The following is an 18,633-nucleotide window of genomic DNA, read 5'->3' as shown; positions in this document are numbered from 1 at the left end:
AATTTAGGGAAAAGGCGAGTGAATCTTCCCTTACATCAATCGCCAATGAACATAAAATTTCAGTAATAATCTTAATCAGTTAAAATTTTAGTCGTTTAAATAATAGGTCAGCGTCGACACAATGCGAATTTGTTTGATATACGGCGTGCTGCTATCGCGGTCTGAAATGGTGAATTGGCCTTGGCTAGCACTCTTAATTTTACCTAGGCGGGATTCTGAGTCTTTGGCGAACTTTTCTGCCACTTCACGCGCATTTTGAGTGGCTTCTTGCACCATAGTCGGTTTGACGTCATTGAGCTGAGTAAATAAAAACTCAGTGCGGTTTTCATAGTCCTGGCTGGCGATAGCAATGCCTTCTTTAACCAAGTTAATCATTTGCTTACGTGAACTTAGCATTAAGTCAATTTGCGAGGTATAGACAGAGAGATTCACTTTTGCCGAATAACGGTATCTGACATTGGGGTCGACATAACCTTGAGCCTGCCGATCTTCAATCGAGGGTAGCGAAACAGTAATTTCACTGTCGCTAAAGCCGCGCTCTTTAAGGAAAGCGACTACTTTGTCGGTTTTTAGTTGTACTGTTTCATAAAGCTTGGGTAGGTTGTTGTCGACTTCGGTAAAGTTAATCGGCCAGATGGCGATATTGGCTTTGACTTCTTTTTCCGCAAGGCCTTTTACTGTGACGGTGCGCTCAAGCGCCTTCATTTCCAATAACGCTGAGTTGGCGCTCTGTCCAACATAAACCATGCCTGCACATAAAAAACCACCGAGCACGATGGCGGAAAGTAGATAATTGCGTTGCATAACAGACTCTCTTGATAGAATTCCTTAAGCTACCTTACTTCAATTAGATGGCTTTGTGCATAGATGAATGCGTAACACATTCAACTTTATACTATATGCTCAGGTGCCATTCAGGATCCGTGTCGTGTTGTTGCAAAAGTAACTTCTATTTAACCACTTAGTTGGCGGGCGGAGTTGTGCTTGGTTGCCATAATTCGACTTTATTACCATCGGGGTCGACAAACCAGCCAAAACGGCCAAATTCAGAGTCTTCAATATCGCCGATTTGCTTACCACCACCCTGGGTAACTTGAAGCAAGGCCTGCGCAAGGTCGTCCACGATAAAGTTAACCATAAAGCTTTTATCCGTCGGGGCAAAATAGGTTGTGTTGTGGTCAAACGGCGTCCATATATGGTAACCGGGAGTGGATTTATCGCGGTGATAAAACGCCGCGCCACCCCAGTTTTCGATGGGGATCTCAAGGTGAGTTTTGTACCAAGTTGCTAAGGCAACAGGATCAGTACTTTTGAAAAAAATACCACCAAGTCCAATGACTTTTGCCATAAGAGTCATAGTGTGAGTGAAAGATGAATTAACTTTAGGCAATAAATGCTTAAGACACAAAAAAGCCGCAAAAAATGCGGCTTTTTTGTGTCTTAAGCGTGTCGCTTAGAACTGGTAGCTGTACTGTACAGAGTAGTACATACCGCTTGATTCAGTTATCGCGTTTACAGGACCTGTAATGGCACTGTTTTCGATCAAGTGAACTTCTTCACCTTTGATAAAGGCGATACCAAAGTCAAGGGTGTTTTGTGGGTTGATATGATAGCTCATACCTGCTGTGTACCAGTTGCGGTCTGAGTCAGGGAATGAAATTGAGCTAATTTCGTCCACAACGCCTTGGTCATGCATATAACCTGCGCGAACAGTAAATTGTTCGTTAATGGTGTAAGTGCCACCTAGGCTGAATAACCATGAATCTTTCCATTGGTATTCTTTAAGGGCGATATCACCTGCTGGAAGCGTGATCCCCGCACCCGCTTGACCTGGGATAATCGTCGCTACGCCATCTTTAGCCGTGATTTGCTCGAATTTGCTCCACTGGGTGTATTGCGCAGTATAGTGCAGTGCAAACTTAGGTGTGATTTGATGGAAGCCCGCAACTTGGAAAATATCTGCAAGTGGAACATCTAAGCTGTCAAAGTTTGTCGCTAGGGCTGTTTTTGAACCCAAGCCAGCAGCAGATAAGTCTTTAGTGCTGATGGTATTGATATCCCCTTCAACATTCACTGTTGGGCTGAAACGGTAGCTGATACCGAAGCGGTTATCTTTATCTAACTCAACTGTGGCACCCACGATACCACCGAAAGCCCAACCGTCAGCATCCACATCAACGAGAGGTGTTGCGCCCGCGTTACGGGTTAAACGACCTTCACCGTAGATGGCATCAACACCTGCACCGATGCTGAATATATCGTTGATGCGGTAAGACACGCTGGCGTTAAAGTTAACGGTTGTCACTTCTGTTTCGCCAAGCAGATCATAAGGCGCTGGTGAGCCTGCTGGTAAATTCTTTGACAGTGAGCTGGCATCGGTACCAGTACCGAAGTTAGAGAATGCGGCAAAACCCACGGCGAATTTATCGTCGATTGGGTGAATATAAAAAATATTAGGGATAACTTTAGAGCTACCCGCATCGTCGATGCTGCCTAAGTCAACGGCACCGCTTGCAAAGTTAACGTCTTTCACATCAACGGTAATATCGGCATAGGTTAAGCCGAAAGAAATCGCATCTTTATCGAATAATGCCATCGCAGCAGGGTTACGTGACAAAACAGTGGCGTTATCGGCAATAACCGCATCCCCTGCAAAAGCACGGCCCATACCTGTAGCTGATTGGCTATTTAATTGGAAACCTGAAGCGAAAGTTTGTGAGCTAGCCAGTGCGACGGCAACAGCAAGCAGCGTCTTGTTGAATGATTTCATTATTATTCTCTCATTATTTTGATATTGGATTTTGTTCGGTCCTAGTTACCAGAACAACGCGCAAATCCTTTTATAGTCTGCGGCATGTTAGGGATTGTGTGTAACCTCAACAAGTCCGACCAGATTTTAAAATTGTTAATATTCAGTTAATTAAAACATTGCTGTACTTTAGCATGAGTGAATGGTCTGGCCAGATGCTTGGTATCTTTGGCTTTTATTTAAAGGCAGGGTTTTAATTAAGGTTAATACTTTGTGATGACGCGAGGGTTAATTAAATTATACAAATTGTAAAAAGCGTACACCTGTACGCCTTTTACAATAGGAAGGGGGTTTTGGGCTGTTACAACGCGGACTTAAATTGCTCAAATTCAGCTGTGATGTCTTCGTCGGGTTGAGAGTATTTACTCACAATTACACCAGCGATAACGGCAAACACAAATCCGGGTAATATTTCGTACAACTCAAAAATACCGCCGGAGAGATGCTTCCAAAACACCACGGTTAAGGCACCAACAATAATGCTTGCGATAGCACCATTGCGGCTATATTGCTTCCAAAACAGCGACAGAAGTACGACTGGCCCGAAAGCGGCGCCAAATCCTGCCCATGCATAACTCACTAGGTTTAATACACTGCTTTCTGGATTCAGAGCGATAATCCCGGCTATTACGGCAATAGCAAGCACTCCCATACGGCCAACCATCATGAGTTCACGGTCGTCTGCTTTTGGGCGTAACCATTTGCGGTAAAAGTCTTCGGTGATCACGCTCGAGCATACTAATAACTGTGAATCAATGGTGCTCATAATGGCTGATAAAATCGCAGCAATCAGTAAGCCTCCAATCCAAGGATTAAATGCCGCCTGTGCTAAGTGAATAAAGACAGTTTCTGCATTGGCTAGTGGTTCATTGGCAAAATACACAGAACCCGCCAAGCCTGTTGCTAAAGCGCCAAGCAGGGATAAAATCATCCAGCTCATTGCAATACGGCGTGATGTGGGCAAGGCATCTACAGTGCCGATAGCCATAAAGCGCGATAAAATATGCGGTTGACCAAAATAACCCAGTCCCCAGGCTAAGAGTGATAACAACCCAATCGTTGTGGTTTTATCGCTGATTAATGCCAGCATTGCAGGATCGATAGATCCAATTCCAGCATGACTTTCTGGGTGGGAGAATACCGCAAACGGGATGATCAGCAGGGCAATTAACATCAAACTGCCTTGGAAGAAGTCGGTCCAGCTCACGGCAAAAAAACCGCCAATAAAGGTATAACCGACAATAATGGCTGAGCCTATCACCAAGGCGACGTTGTAATCTAAGCCAAAGACCTTTTCGAACAGTATGGCACCACCCACCATGCCAGAAGATGCATAAAAGGTAAAAAACACCAAAATAGTGACCGCTGAAACCAGCTTGAGATAGCCCTGTTTATCGTGAAAACGTTTCTCGAAAAAGTCGGGTAGAGTGAGAGCGTTATCTGCTAATTGGGTATAAATGCGCAAGCGTTTTGCGACAAATAACCAATTCAGCCATGCACCTATCACTAAGCCAATACCAATCCAAGCTTCCCCTAAACCGCCCAAATATATGGCGCCGGGTAAGCCTAGCAGTAACCAGCCTGACATATCGGAAGCGCCTACGCTCAGAGCGGTGACAGCGGGGCCCATCTTACGGCCACCCAAAATATAATCATCCACAGTATCGGTGGCACGGTAAGCCCAAAACCCTATGCCCATCATCAATACTAAATAGCCAACAAATGTGATTAAAATCGGAGTTTCAATCGTCATATTGTTTTTATCCCATCTTGTTATTATTAAAAGTGGCAAGCATGCTACCAGATGTTTGAGCAAGAACCCATTAGTAGATGGATATGTGATCGAAATCCGACCTCCGAACATGAGAAAATATCGGAGGCAGATTTAAGAAAGAATTGAATATTAGAGAGTTAAATAAAGGTATTCTTGATTTCGTCTTTTACAAAGCTAAGGTCCGCTTGATCCTCTCCGATAAGCAAAATATAGGCATCGCGGGTCTCAAAACCCATTCCTTTATATTTGCCATCGGCAAAGGTATTATCGAGTACCATGCGTTTTTCGATAGGCACAATAAACAGAGTGACTTTGCCTTTTTCAGCTTGCAACACTAAATGCAGACTCTTAACACCTTGAAAATCACAGTAAGAGGTGTAGTAAACCTTGCCGGGCTGCTCGATAAATTTTGCGTGTTCGAGGTTTTTCATCGCGGCGAGCTGCGCATTCACTTGGCTGAAATTAACATTCTGATCAACCTGTAATGCCACACCTTCATGGTAAACATGGGCTAACGCATGCTCAGCCAAATCCACTGGACCTAAACGTAACAGACTAAAACTGATGCCCACGATAAAGGCGACGGAAGCGGCCATTGCCACTAAAAAGCCTGTTTGACGGCGCTGTTTATGGTGTTGTTGCAGTTGTTGGCGCAGGATCAGTTTATCAGCCAAGTCTTCCGGCACTTCTATTTTTAAGGCTTGGCTGAGTTTAGTGTCTAAGCGTTTTAGCTCGGACACTAAGGCTTGATGCTCAGGTGTAGCCTGCATTTGCTCAAGAAACTCTGGGTCTTGATTACGAGGATCTTCATAAGCTTGACGTCTAAATTTAAGCTCATCCATTGGATTGACCCCTTACCGCTGTTTTCTCAAGTAGTTCTTTCAATTGGTTCCTCGCCCGAAATAATCGTGTCATTACAGTATTACGATTTAGCTCCAACAGCTCGGCGATTTCATCACCACTAAACCCACCAATTAACTGCAGTAGTAATGGCTCCCGATATTCGATATCTAGCTTGGCAATTTGCCTTCTCAGCAAATACTGCTCAGTTTGTTCTTCAGTACTCGAGGCTAGGTGATCTTCTAAGCTCTCTTGCTCGACATCGGCATAATCAAATTGTTTGCGCTCGAATCGACGGGCATTTTCACGTCTTAAAATTGTGATAAGCCAAGCCTTCGCCGCTTTATCATCCTGCAGGGAATCTAAAGCACGCCACGCCCGCAAGAAGGTTTCTTGGGTGATGTCTTCTGCCACCTGTTTTTCGCCGCACAACCAAAAGGCATAGCGGAAAATGTCGGCGTGCAGCGCCTTGACTAGGCTGTTGTATCGTCGTTGTTTACTCAGCATGTCAGAAGAGACCGCAGGCTCAACGGATTTCTTTCGCCAGTTAGCAAACATTTTTTTGATTTTTTCTTTTTATTTTATAATTCAAATTATTACTCCTTGCTCGCACGCTTGAACTACCTACTCACTAGGGTTAAGCGGACGTAATGGGGATGGTTGATGCGCCATCGCATTGATATTAAGGTTCTTAACTGCGATTAACAGGGCTTTAACGGCCGTAGCTTGCTGTGGTTCCGTGCTAGCATTTGATTTTCCACCGTAGGCTAATGTTTGCAATTGGCGGATCGCCTCTGCTAATTCATCAGACTTAGCTGCAATTTTATCTAAGGTCATTGGACGAGCGTCCTGTTCACTCATATATCGCTGTAACTGCTTTAATATCTTACTGGTATTGCCTTCGGCACAGGCTTGCTCTAATGCTTTCAGTCCATTGCTAAGCAATTGAGGTTGGGTCGGTAGTGGCGCCATAGTCTGTACTTGGCGCTTCACTGCGCGGCGCCAAGCAATAAAGGTTACTCCCCATGCGACCAGCGTCACAAGCCAAAGCAGGGCAAAGAGATTAGCATTCCAACTGTTTTGGTTGCTGCTCACTGTACTACTTTGCGATGCGACTTGCGTTGGTGCATCAACTTCAGCGCCACCTTTAACGTTAATCGTGCGCGCGGGCAGGGTCGCGATTTCTTGGCGTTTGAGATGTGGATTCCACCAAGGGAGTTTTACCTCGGGTAAGGTAAAAGTGCCTGCTTTACTGGGCACAATCGCTGCGGTAATGCTGTATTGGGACACAATCTGGGCATCGCGCACAAAGCTATGGCGCTGAGGTTTTTCGGGATAGGATTTAAGCTCAGCGGGTAGATTTTGCGAAATATCCGGCAGACTATTTTCATCGGCATTGGATGCTAATACTGTGATAGTACGGGTAATAGGGCTACCGACAGTAAATTCTTTTACATCATCAGGAAAACTTTCTTTTAGTACCACTAAATCCGCTACAAGCCATTGGCCTTGGAAGCTGCTTGGCGCAGGTTCAACTTGAATGCTTAAGGAGGGCGCGCCTGCTTGCATTGGGCGGCTCTCATTAAAACCAAACATGCCACCACGGCGTTGGGATTCCACTAATACATCGCCAGAAAAAGTGGCGCCTTTGATATTCACTTGGCCGGGTAAATCGGGAATGATGCCATAGGTGCGCTCAATGACGCGGTAACGGCGGCCATCGATAATCTCAGAGCCGTCTTTATCTTCGCCAATTTGCTTAATCTGCGCGCCTTCGATAACGGGAGCATTAAGCACGCCCCGTTGCAGTTCTACGGCGAGGTAGAGCTTTACTTTATAGGTGATAAGCTGGCCGACATAGGCCTCATCGCTCGATACCTTGGCATCGATAAACAGATTTTTTGCTTGCTCAGGTTGCGCGCCAGCCTCGACCACCTTAAGCGGGATTTCGCTGGAGCTCACACCATCGATACTGAAGGACGGAATAGTCAGTTGGCCCTTTTGCTTGGGGGCAAGCAGCACTTGCCAGCGGGTTTCTTTGACTGCGTCAAAGTTAATGATCTGGGTGCTGCGACTGACGCTGGTACGGCCTACGATAAAATCCTTAAGTAGGATCGAGGTATCGAGTTTGCCAGTATCGACTTCATCGTCGGCACTGATATTGAGCACAAAGTACTCTCCCTCCATGACAGGATTGCGATCGACCGAGGCCTCGAGTTTACTCAAGGCAAAGGCGGGCTCAATGACCGCGATGCAAAGAATGAGGAGGATAAAAAATTGTCTGATCACCACTGTTCGTTATCCCTTGATATTTGGCCATTTTGACGGCGTTTTTGATATTCGAGTTGCATCTTGTTACGCAGCAATACTTGTGGGTCTTCACTCACGCCGCGCAGTGCCCGTTGCATGTCAGCGGGTAACGGGTCGCTGTTGCTGGGCGGTGGTTCGAGAGATTCAACGGCAGTTTGCGGATCTTTCTCTGTCGGTGACTGTTTCTCTTTATCCACATGTTGCGCTACGGCTTGTTGCTGTTCTTGTTCAGCTTTTGACTTATCATCTTCGACCTTTGCCTGCATTTTGGCTTCGTTGCTGGCTTGCTCTTGCGCATTATCTTCAGCATTGTTATCGGCGCCATTTTGCTGATTGGCTTCTTGCTGTGCCTGCTGTTGTTCATTTTTAGCTTCTTGCTGATCTGGTTGTGCGTTATCAGCATCTTGCTGTTTATCCTGCGACAGGTTTTCGTCCGCTTGGTCTGGCTGCTGCTCTTGGGGCTGCTCATCTTTAGACGGATCTTGAGCTTGGTCATTTTGCGAGGATTGCTGCTCTTTTTGCTGATCTTGCTGCTGGTTTTGCCCCTGCTGCTGATCGTTTTGGTTTTGCCCCTGTTGGTTTTGACCGCCCTGAGACTGCTTATCTTGATTATCAGCATTTTGCTGGGATTGTTGTTGCTCTAGCAGTTTTTCCGCTAACTCAAGGTTGGCCTTTGCCTGGGGGAAATCGGGCTGCTTATCGAGCGCCGTCTGATAGCGTTCTTTAGCTTTTTCGGGTTTGCCCATTTGCATCAGCGCGTTGCCTTGGTTGTAAAGCCCGTTGGCGGAGTTATCTTGCTCAAAGGCTTTTAGCGCTTGTTCGAAATCGCCGGCTTTGTAGTGCGCAGCGCCTTGCCATTGGGGCGTTTCAAACTTTTGCGCAGCACTTGCATAATCCTCGGCTTGATAGGCCTGCATCGCTTGCTGCTCTTGGGTGTGCCAGAGTGAGTCCCAAACATTAGCATGGGCTTTTTGTGGCAGTGCGCCAAGTAGTAGACTAGCAAATCCCATTAGCATCCAACTGGCGAGCATACCTTGCCTAAAGCTCAATAGGGCTGGGGCAAGTAACAACAGGGCGATATATGGGCCGAGATCTTGCCAGGTTTCGCCATCGAGATCTGTGGCTTTAGCATCGCCACTATCGCTTAACCAATGTTGAAGTTGCACAAGATCCTCACCATCGGCGCGATTGGGGATCATAATGCCATTATGGTTATCGGCTAATTTTTGCAGCAAGCCAAAGTCAGTTTTGGCGACCACGACCTCATTGCTGCTATCCCTTTGCAATTGGCCATCGGGTAAGCGAATTGGCGCGCCTTGTGGGCTACCAAATCCCATAATCGCGAGGCGATATTGGCTGCCCGTCAATACTGAATTGGCTTCATCAAACTGTTTTGGGGTGATGCCATCGGTCATTACGATAATATCGCCGCGAAGATGTCCGCCCTGTGCCAGCAGGTTTTTGGCTTGGGTTAATGCGGCGGCTAAGTTTGACCCTAGCACGGGCATAATCTCAGGGCTTAAGGTCGGCAATAAATTGAGTAGGGTGCCAGTATCTCGGGTTAAGGGGCTGATCGTAAAGGCATCGCCCGCGAAGGCGATAAGTCCAGTTTCCCCTTCTTTTAAGTTGCGCAGCAAATCTGTCGCCCTAAATTTGGCTTGGGTTAAACGGTTCGGTGCCAAATCGGTGGCAAACATGGAGACGGACATATCCATCACCAACACTCGGCCTTGCTCTGCGGCGAAAACGGGCAAAGATTGCTTATTGAGGGCCGGTCCCGCTAACGCTAAGGTGGCGATAAACCAAGAAAAGGCCAAGATATGCAGCGGCCTGCGGGACTTTTGCGAACCTTCTGTGACCAATATTTTTGCTAAATGTGGCGCAATATAACGATTCCACGCACTGTTAGTTGCATGCTGGCGCCAAAGCATCCATAAAATAAGCGCCAATGGCAGTAGGGCGAGTAACCATTCTGGACGAATAAAATGCAGGCTCATTAACGGACATTCCCCCGCGGTGTGGCTGATAAAACAAGGGTTTTAGCGCGAGTAAAAAACGGTAACTGCGCTAGTGCAATCCAGAGACTGGTGAGCAGTGCCAACGCGAGCGGCCAGTAAAATAGCTCTGCTTGAGGGCGATAACTGAGTTGATCGCGGCTAACGGGTTCAAGTTTATCGATTTCTTGATAAATCTGTTCTAGTTCCTCACTATTACGGGCGCGGAAATAGCGGCCGTGGGTGGCATCGGCAATCTGCTGTAGTTGGTTTTCATCCAGATCCATTGACGGATTCACCCGTTCACGACCAAAGAGGGTGCGTCTTTCCATCACATCGGCGCCGACACCTACGGTATAAATGGTTACTTTGCGGTTTGCTGCGATTTGGGCCGCTTGCTGTGGCTCGATATTACCGGCGTTATTTGAACCATCGGTCAATAGGACTAAAACCCTGTTACTCTCATCCATTTTATCGAAGCGTTTTACCGCCAGTGCAATCGATTCGCCGATCGCCGTTTGTTTACCTACAAGGCCAATCTGTGCCTCCTTTAAAAACTGGGCCACGGAACGTCTATCTTGGGTGAGCGGTGCTTGTAAATAGGCGTGATCGGCAAATAAAATCAAACCGATGCGGTCACCTTTACGGCGTTCAATAAACTCACTGACCACGTGTTGGATGAGGGTAAAGCGGTCGACCACTTTGCCGTCGATCACCATATCTTCAATTTGCATACTGCCGGATAAATCCACCGCCAGCATGAGATCGCGCCCTTGGCTGGGGAGCTCAATTGGATCGCCAAGCCACTGTGGACGGGCGATAGCAAGCACTAACAAGCACCACATTAACCAATAGCGCTTACGGGGTTGACGGTTTTGGCTGGTTAAGTTGGCATTGCCCGTTTGGCTAATGCCCGGTAATTGCAGGCGCCCACCTTCGGCGTGCAGCGTTTGGCGCCGCCAGAAAAGCAAAGGTAAAGGCAGTAAAATCAATACCAATGGCCATGCGACAGTTAACATTGTTCCTCCGCAGTCTTGGTGCTCGCTTGGGATAATGGTGCGCTCGCAAAGGATGTTTGGCCTGAATTAACCCGCGGTGAGCTAAATTTGGCTTTTGAGGCAAACCAGCTTTGGGCAAGGTTGTGTAACTCGCGGGCTTCATCGGCGCTAAGCGGCTTAGCTTGGTGGCGTTTATCCAATAAGGGGCCAATGCGACCACGATATTGTTTGGGTAAATGGGTGTCGAGCCAACTTGCCCAGGCATCACCATCAAGTTTTGCGATCACTTCCCTTGGCAGGTAACTCAGCGCGGTACGCTTTAATAGCTGATTGACCTCGGAAGGATAATGGCTGGAATGTAGGTCTAAGTTTACCAATAAAGCCTGCGCCGCTTTTTTAGGCGCGAGGTAGGCGGCACGTTTTTTAAGCCAAAGAATTGCGCCGATAATAAGCACCAGCAGGATAGCAAGTACCAACCAATAGCCAATTGCCCATGGCCAAGCGCCTATGGGGTCTGGCAGAATAATATCCTGTAAATCCGCCAACGCGGGATTTGGCGTTACAGCCTTATCCGAGGCTGGCGGTAAAGTTTGTGGGTTCACGCTTTGGACTCACTTATTCTTTCTGTTGCATTTTTTATGTTCAATAGTCTATTGAATCGTCTTTTAGCCAGTGGCTATTGCAGTAATGCTAATTGCTCTGCAAGGGAGCGGCCAGCATCGATAAATTGGGTGTGTACTCTTAGCTTTTGCATCATGGCGATAAAGTCATTTTGCTGCTGGTGTTGCAGCGCGAGCCATGCCTGATAGCTGTGGTGAGTTAACACTAAGTCTTGCTCTGCATCTCGGACAGGTAAACTGAACTGTTTAGGTAAGTTCAGGCTACCTTGCCTTAAAGGGTCAGTTATCAAATACGCACCAATATCGCAATGGCGCTTGAGTTCTGTCAGCGGCGCAATACATTGCGGTGTAAAATGGCTGCCATCGGTGATAATCCAAATCAATGAGCCGGGTTTAGCGATACGTTGCAAACGCTGGCAGGCACGCAATATATGGTCTGGATCGCGCGGATGACTGCCAAGTTGATTGAGTTGCTGCTCGTGCACTCGGCATAGCCCTGAGATCAGCTGCAAAATACCTTGCCTTCGACTGCGGGGCTTTAATTCAAGATGCTCCGACTCACAGGCGATTAAGGCTCCGAGCCTATCGCCGTGATTGATTGCATTCCAACCAAGCGTGGTGGCGAGATGCCCAGCTTGAACTGACTGTAACAGCAAACTCGAGCCAAAATACAGACTCTGGCTTAAATCGAGCAGCAGCAGAATAGGGCGCTCGCGCTCTTCGATAAAGAGTTTGGTGTGGGTTTGCCCTGTACGTGCGGTAACACGCCAATCAATTGTGCGGACATCGTCACCTTGCTGGTAATGGCGCACTTCGGCAAACTCCATGCCGCGGCCCTTGATTAGACTGCTACGATGACCCGCCAGATTGGCGCGTGCCCGGCTGTGACGCTCTGGGATAGCCCGAGCTATGGTCTGGCAGGCGAGCAGTTCCTTCTCGGTTAAATGCAACCCATCGGCAAACAAGGGCAAACCATTAAGAGGTAAGCCATGTTGTGCAACATCATTGTTTTGGGACGCGTTTAGCGCACTGTCATTCATTCAAAGTCACTCATTTAAAGCTATTTATTTAACGCCATTTATTGAACGTTAGTTTGTTCGCCACCTGAATACTTCGACTATGGGACTGTTCTCTGGCATTCAGGTCTAAGGCACGGCCACTTGAGTCAAAATATGGTTGATCACTTGGTCGCGGCTAACACCTTCAGCTTGTGCCTGATAACTCAGCAGTAGTCTGTGCCTTAGTACATTGGGCGCAACGGCTTGAATGTCTTCGGGTGACACAAAATCTCGTTCGTGTAGCCAGGCTCTGGCGCGGGCGCAGCGTTCAAGTGAAATCGTCGCGCGGGGGCTAACACCATACTCTAACCATTTGGCTAAGTCGTCGCTGTAACGGGTCGGCTGGCGGGTTGCCATAATAATTTCGACTATGTATTTCTCTAGCGGCTCAGCCAGATAAATTTCCATTGCTTCATCACGGGCGGCAAAAATATCCGCCTGAGCAATCGGCTCAGTGGTTGGCAGCGCGTGGGTGAGTGCTTCCTTACGGGATTGACGTAGAATTTCGATTTCAGTGTCGCCACTGGGATAATCCAAATTCAGGTGCATTAAAAAACGGTCGAGCTGGGCTTCAGGCAGCGGATAAGTGCCTTCGTTTTCTAAAGGGTTTTGCGTTGCCATCACCAAGAATAGCGGCGGTAATTTATAACTGTTTTTGCCAACAGTCACTTGACCTTCTGCCATGGCCTCTAATAACGCCGACTGCACCTTAGCCGGCGCGCGGTTGATTTCGTCTGCGAGGATTAGGTTATGGAAAATCGGACCTGCCTCAAATTCAAATGTACCGGTTTGGGAGCGATAGATATCCGTGCCCGTTAAATCGGCAGGCAACAGATCGGGGGTAAATTGGATCCGATGAAAATCCCCTTCAACTCCGTCGCAAAGGGCTTTAACTGCGCGGGTTTTGGCAAGTCCTGGTGGACCTTCTACTAATAAATGGCCATTGGCAATGAGGGCTATGAGCAGATTTTCGGTCAAAACTGGCTGCCCTAAAACAACCTTATTTAGGTAAGTGCGTAATGCATGGAAGCGACTCAAAGGCATGATGCTACTCGTTTTTAGGTTGAAAATATTGATTGAAAATACGTGTGTGGGCTTAAGACAACGAATATGGTAAAGAATTCCCTAAGGGTTTGGCTAGTGTTAAAAAAACAAACAGGTGTTTAAAACTTGCTGACAAGAAGTTAGAATCAGATCACACTTTAATGGTCAGACCTGTTATTAGGCTTTTTTAGTGCCAAACAGCAGGGCAAACATGGAAATCGATAGCGCCGCCTGAAATCTCTCAGCGATAGCGCACATAAAGAGGGTGACAAATGAGTGATAGACAACAGGTAACTAACGCAAGGGGTGAGCGTATCGCCATTGTGGCGGGCTTAAGAACGCCATTTGCGAAACAGGCGACCGCATTCCACGGTATTTCGGCCCTCGATATGGGCAAAATGGTGGTTAACGAACTGCTTGTTCGTAGCGAACTGGATCCTAAATTGATTGAGCAATTGGTGTATGGTCAAGTAGTGCAAATGCCTGCTGCGCCGAACATTGCCCGTGAAATTGTGTTAGGAACCGGTATGGATGTGTCAACCGATGCCTATAGCGTGACCCGCGCCTGTGCGACCAGTTTTCAATCCGCGGTGAATGTGGCCGAGTCAATCATGACGGGCAATATTGAGATTGGTATTGCCGGCGGCGCCGACTCTTCTTCTGTATTACCTATTGGTGTGTCTAAAAAGCTCGCCCATGCCTTAGTCGATCTGAACAAAGCCCGTACTTTGGGTCAAAAATTACAGATTTTTCGCCGTTTAGGCATTAAAGATTTATTGCCTGTGCCGCCTGCAGTGGCCGAGTATTCAACGGGTTTGTCAATGGGACAAACCGCTGAGCAAATGGCCAAGACTTACAACATCAGCCGCGCCGACCAAGATGCGCTGGCGCATCGCTCTCACACCTTAGCGAATGAAACCTGGGCTTCGGGCCATCTGCGTGACGAAGTGATGGTGGCCCATGTCCCCCCCTACAAACAGTTTATCGAGCGCGATAACAATATTCGTGAAAACTCTGATTTAGCCTCTTACGCCAAACTGCGTCCCGCTTTCGATAAAAAGCATGGTAGCGTGACTGCTGCGAACAGCACGCCGCTGACCGATGGCGCCTCGGCGATCATTTTGATGAGTGAAGGCCGCGCTAAAGCTCTTGGTTATCAACCAATTGGTTACATTAAGAGCTACGCATTTACCGCTATTGATGTATGGCAAGACATGCTAATGGGTCCATCTTATGCGACACCATTGGCATTGAAACGTGCCGGCATGGAATTAGAGGATTTAACCCTCATCGAAATGCACGAAGCTTTTGCAGCGCAAACCCTAGCCAATATGCAGATGTTTGCTTCCAAAAAATTTGCCGAAGAAAAACTTGGCCGCAACCGCGCCATTGGCGACATCGATATGAGCAAATTCAACGTACTCGGTGGCTCCTTAGCCTATGGTCATCCTTTTGCGGCTACAGGTACGCGTTTAATCACTCAGGTTTGTCGTGAGCTTAAACGTCGTGGCGGCGGAACGGGCCTGGCAACGGCCTGTGCTGCGGGTGGTTTAGGGGCTGCAATGATTGTAGAAGTGGAGTAATGGCGATGGAAAAGACATTTAATTTAACCCGCCGTGAAGACGGTATCGCCATTCTAACGATGGACGTACCTGGCGAAACCATGAATACCCTCAAGGCGGAGTTTGGCCCTGAGATCAGTGAGATCCTATCTGAGGTTAAACGCGATAGCAGTATCCGTGGTTTAGTGCTGATTTCGGGCAAAAAAGATTCATTTGTTGCCGGTGCCGATATCTCTATGCTTGATGCTTGCCAAACGGCGGGCGATGCCAAAGCGTTATCCCAGCAAGGGCATGTGGTGTTTAACGAGTTGGAAGCATTAAACATCCCCGTTGTCGCTGCAATTCATGGTGCTTGCTTGGGCGGCGGTTTAGAGCTCGCGCTTGCCTGTCATCAACGTGTGTGCAGTGATGATGGCAAGACCATGCTGGGCGTACCTGAAGTGCAGCTCGGTTTATTACCCGGTGGCGGCGGTACCCAACGGTTGCCACGCTTGGTAGGGATTACCACTGCGCTAGATATGATGTTGACGGGTAAACAAATTCGCCCGAAACAAGCGTTAAAGATGGGCTTAGTTAACGATGTGGTGCCACAAACGATTTTGCTGCAAACCGCAGTGGAGATGGCGCTCGCGGGTAAACAAATAGCTAAGCCAGTTAAAAAATCGCTAGTAAACCAATTGCTTGAAGGTACAGGCTTTGGTCGCAACATTATTTTCGATCAAGCTGCTAAGCAAGTTGCTAAGAAAACCCAAGGTAACTACCCCGCGCCTGCAAAGATTATTGATTGCGTGCGCCAAGGTATGGCCAAAGGTATGCAGAAGGGACTGGAAGTCGAAGCCAGCCATTTTGCTGAGCTGGTGGTGTCGAAAGAATCTGAAGCGCTACGCAGTATTTTCTTTGCAACCACAGAGATGAAGAAAGAAACCGGCGCCGAAGGGGCAACGCCACGTAAAGTGAAAAAAGCCGTGATCTTAGGTGGCGGTTTGATGGGCGGTGGTATTGCTTCGGTCACGACGACTAAGGCTAAAATCCCTGCGCGAGTAAAGGACATTAACGAAAAGGGCTTAAGCAACGCGCTTTCTTACGCCTATAAGTTATTGGATAAAGGCGTGAAACGTCGTCATATGACGCCTGCCGTTCGCGACAATTTAATGGCGCTGATGACAACGACGACCGAATATAAAGGCGTCAAGGATGCCGATATTGTTGTTGAAGCCGTATTTGAGGATTTAGCGCTTAAACATCAAATGGTTAAAGATATTGAGCGTGAATGCGGTGAGCACACGATTTTTGCGTCTAACACCTCATCGTTACCCATTGGCCAAATTGCACAAGCGGCAAGCCGTCCTGAAAATGTGATTGGCTTACATTACTTCTCGCCAGTAGAAAAAATGCCGCTGGTGGAAGTGATTGCCCACGCCAAAACCTCCCCAGAAACCATTGCCACCACGGTCGCCTTTGCCCGCAAACAGGGTAAAACGCCAATCGTAGTACAAGATGGTGCGGGGTTTTATGTTAACCGCATCCTCGCGCTTTATATGAACGAAGCCGCACAATTGCTGCTAGAAGGGCAGAGTATTGAGCACTTAGACAAAGCCTTAGTGAAATTCGGCTTCCCCGTTGGCCCTATCACTTTGCTTGATGAAGTCGGTATTGATGTGGGCGCTAAGATCTCTCCCATTCTTGAAAAAGAGCTTGGCGAACGTTTTAAAGCCCCTGCAGCCTTCGACAAGCTATTAAGCGACGATAGAAAAGGTCGTAAAAATGGTAAAGGTTTCTATCAGTATGGCGCTGCCAGCAAGAAAAAAGCCGTGGATGAAACCGTCTATGGCGTATTAGGTATCAAGCCTGGTGTCGATAAAGAAATGAGCGCGGTAGCGGAACGCTGTGTAGTGCAAATGCTGAATGAAGCCGTGCGTTGCTTAGATGAAGGCATTATTGCCTCGCCGCGCGATGGTGATATTGGCGCTATCTTTGGTATCGGTTTTCCACCATTCTTGGGGGGACCATTCCATTATATCGATACTTTAGGCGCGGATAACTTAGTCAAAATACTTGAACGTTATCAAACGCAATATGGCGATCGATTTGAGCCTTGCCCACGCCTTAAGGCAATGGCGGCTGAAAAAGCTCGCTTCTTCTAACACTTAGATATTATTGGTCAAAAAAGCGGCAATGCAATGCCGCTTTTTTATTGCCCTCAGGCTAATTTTTGCCTAAAAAATGTTCACATTTGTTTGGGGGATCTTATATTATTGCGTCCTATTACGGCAGTTGTGCTGTTATACCGTATGTGTATATCTGATGTTGATTAATGCTGATAAATAGCCTCGCTCGGAGTCTATTAGTAAAGCTAAATGCTATTTTTGGTTTGCAGTATCAGGATTTAGCCGATAAAGAGGTTGCAGTGGGATTGATTTTTTATGTAGTTGTTGCCTTGTCGGTGAGTTGTTCGTGGTGTTTTGGGATTGCTGCTTTTAGGGCTGGACTATCAGTAAGCTATTGGGCTGTAATGGGATTTATACTGGGTCCTTTAGCGTTTCCACTCTTTTCCTCCCATAAGCGTATAGCACTAAGAAGAGTGTGTCAGAGTTCTGACGGAAGTCTAACTGCTTAATATAGATATGATTTGTCGTAAATGTGGCCAATAAAAAAGGAGCATCAAGCTCCTTTTTATTGGCCTAGGCTGTGCGCTAGCTGAGTAGCTCTAGACTATCTAAATAATAAGGTTTCCACATTTAGATGGAATTAATTCCACCAACCCTTTGCAGGGATCACTTCAAGGTGGTTTAAGCCTTCTGGTAATTTTACTTTTTTACGAACAGGCTTTGCCAAACCAAGTGCTTTTTTGAGTGAGTTAATCATCATTAGCTCCTTGTCTCTAAAATTTATTAAACCATTAAGCCAAAGTTGTTTCTGAGAAGCGAACGTTTGGCACAGAAGCCACTTCTACAGGCTTAAAGCGAACGTTTGGCACAGAAGCCACTTCTACAGGCTTAAAGCGCACGTTTGGTACGGAAGCCACTTCTACAGGCTTAAAGCGCACGTTTGGTACGGAAGCCACTTCTACAAGCTTAAAGCGCACGTTTGGTACGGAAGCCACTTCTACAAGCTTAAAGCGAACGTTTGGTACGGAAGCCACTTCTACAGGCTTAAAGCGAACGTTTGGTACGGAAGCCACTTCTACAGGCTTAAAGCGCACGTTTGGCACAGAAGCCACTTCTACAGGCTTAAAGCGCACGTTTGGTACGGAAGCCACTTCTACAGGCTTAAAGCGCACGTTTGGTACGGAAGCCACTTCTACAGGCTTAAAGCGAACGTTTGGTACGGAAGCCACTTCTACAGGCTTAAAGCGAACGTTTGGTACGGAAGCCACTTCTACAGGCTTAAAGCGAACGTTTGGTACGGAAGCCACTTCTACAGGCTTAAAGCGAACGTTTGGCACAGAAGCCACTTCTACAGGGTTAAAGCGAACATTAGGAACTGCCGCGGTTTCTACTTGAGGTGTATGTGCCGTAAAGCCGATGGTAGACAGTAACGCAGCTGCGGTTAGAATTCCTTTCATTATTTTATCTCTCAGGGTAGTTGATAATATTTTATTTTTTGACACTGAACACTTTATTG

Annotated in this window: 15 protein-coding genes; 2 read left to right on the top strand and 13 right to left on the bottom strand. The window is 47.3% G+C overall.

What is annotated here, in order from left to right:
• Positions 1 to 87 precede the first annotated feature (87 nt).
• The 12 genes from H9J30_RS00815 to H9J30_RS00760 form a co-directional block, all read right to left on the bottom strand.
• A complete protein-coding gene (locus tag H9J30_RS00815; RefSeq protein WP_240129283.1) occupies positions 88 to 804 on the bottom strand; it encodes an SIMPL domain-containing protein in 717 nt (238 codons plus the stop codon).
• A gap of 157 nt (positions 805 to 961) precedes the next feature.
• A complete protein-coding gene (locus H9J30_RS00810) occupies positions 962 to 1,348 on the bottom strand; it encodes a VOC family protein (RefSeq protein ID WP_240129282.1) in 387 nt (128 codons plus the stop codon).
• Between the two features lie 105 nt (positions 1,349 to 1,453).
• Positions 1,454 to 2,770, bottom strand: a complete 1,317-nt coding sequence (locus H9J30_RS00805; protein WP_240129281.1) for an OmpP1/FadL family transporter — start codon at positions 2,768 to 2,770, stop codon at positions 1,454 to 1,456.
• Between the two features lie 340 nt (positions 2,771 to 3,110).
• Positions 3,111 to 4,562 (bottom strand): sodium/proline symporter PutP, encoded by a 1,452-nt coding sequence (putP, locus tag H9J30_RS00800; RefSeq protein ID WP_240129280.1) that lies wholly within the window; start codon positions 4,560 to 4,562, stop codon positions 3,111 to 3,113.
• A gap of 158 nt (positions 4,563 to 4,720) precedes the next feature.
• Positions 4,721 to 5,425 carry a DUF3379 domain-containing protein gene (locus H9J30_RS00795; RefSeq protein ID WP_240129279.1) on the bottom strand — a complete coding sequence of 235 codons (705 nt, stop codon included), beginning with the start codon at positions 5,423 to 5,425 and terminating at the stop codon, positions 4,721 to 4,723.
• Positions 5,418 to 5,981, bottom strand: coding sequence for a sigma-70 family RNA polymerase sigma factor (locus H9J30_RS00790; protein ID WP_240129278.1), 564 nt, complete (start codon positions 5,979 to 5,981; stop codon positions 5,418 to 5,420). The genes H9J30_RS00795 and H9J30_RS00790 overlap by 8 nt, the downstream gene beginning before the upstream one ends.
• A gap of 66 nt (positions 5,982 to 6,047) precedes the next feature.
• Positions 6,048 to 7,715 carry a BatD family protein gene (locus H9J30_RS00785; RefSeq protein WP_240129277.1) on the bottom strand — a complete coding sequence of 556 codons (1,668 nt, stop codon included), beginning with the start codon at positions 7,713 to 7,715 and terminating at the stop codon, positions 6,048 to 6,050.
• The gene (locus H9J30_RS00780; RefSeq protein WP_240129276.1) at positions 7,709 to 9,730 is read right to left on the bottom strand and encodes a VWA domain-containing protein; all 2,022 of its coding nucleotides are present in this window, start codon (positions 9,728 to 9,730) and stop codon (positions 7,709 to 7,711) included. Before H9J30_RS00780 ends, H9J30_RS00785 begins: the two co-directional genes overlap by 7 nt.
• A complete protein-coding gene (locus tag H9J30_RS00775; RefSeq protein ID WP_240129275.1) occupies positions 9,730 to 10,746 on the bottom strand; it encodes a vWA domain-containing protein in 1,017 nt (338 codons plus the stop codon). Before H9J30_RS00775 ends, H9J30_RS00780 begins: the two co-directional genes overlap by 1 nt.
• Positions 10,740 to 11,327 (bottom strand): DUF4381 domain-containing protein, encoded by a 588-nt coding sequence (locus H9J30_RS00770; protein WP_240129274.1) that lies wholly within the window; start codon positions 11,325 to 11,327, stop codon positions 10,740 to 10,742. The genes H9J30_RS00775 and H9J30_RS00770 overlap by 7 nt, the downstream gene beginning before the upstream one ends.
• Positions 11,328 to 11,401: 74 nt before the next feature.
• Positions 11,402 to 12,385, bottom strand: a complete 984-nt coding sequence (locus tag H9J30_RS00765; protein ID WP_240129273.1) for a DUF58 domain-containing protein — start codon at positions 12,383 to 12,385, stop codon at positions 11,402 to 11,404.
• A gap of 105 nt (positions 12,386 to 12,490) precedes the next feature.
• Complete coding sequence (locus H9J30_RS00760) at positions 12,491 to 13,447, bottom strand: AAA family ATPase (protein WP_240129272.1); 957 nt, start codon at positions 13,445 to 13,447, stop codon at positions 12,491 to 12,493.
• 272 nt (positions 13,448 to 13,719) lie between these two features.
• On the opposite strand from H9J30_RS00760, the gene fadI reads away from it, so the two are divergent.
• Both fadI and fadJ read left to right on the top strand, forming a co-directional pair.
• Complete coding sequence (gene fadI, locus H9J30_RS00755; RefSeq protein WP_240129271.1) at positions 13,720 to 15,030, top strand: acetyl-CoA C-acyltransferase FadI; 1,311 nt, start codon at positions 13,720 to 13,722, stop codon at positions 15,028 to 15,030.
• Positions 15,031 to 15,035: 5 nt separating this feature from the next.
• Positions 15,036 to 17,153 carry a fatty acid oxidation complex subunit alpha FadJ gene (fadJ, locus tag H9J30_RS00750; protein ID WP_240129270.1) on the top strand — a complete coding sequence of 706 codons (2,118 nt, stop codon included), beginning with the start codon at positions 15,036 to 15,038 and terminating at the stop codon, positions 17,151 to 17,153.
• A gap of 755 nt (positions 17,154 to 17,908) precedes the next feature.
• Here the strand turns inward: fadJ and H9J30_RS00745 are convergent.
• A complete protein-coding gene (locus H9J30_RS00745) occupies positions 17,909 to 18,574 on the bottom strand; it encodes a hypothetical protein (RefSeq protein ID WP_275679478.1) in 666 nt (221 codons plus the stop codon).
• Positions 18,575 to 18,633: the final 59 nt, after the last annotated feature.

Source organism: Shewanella cutis (assembly GCF_022410515.1).
GTDB classification, from domain to species: domain Bacteria; phylum Pseudomonadota; class Gammaproteobacteria; order Enterobacterales; family Shewanellaceae; genus Shewanella; species Shewanella cutis.
The sequence above is the reverse complement of the archived record's forward strand: the minus strand, read 5'-3'. Positions and strand labels throughout refer to the sequence as shown.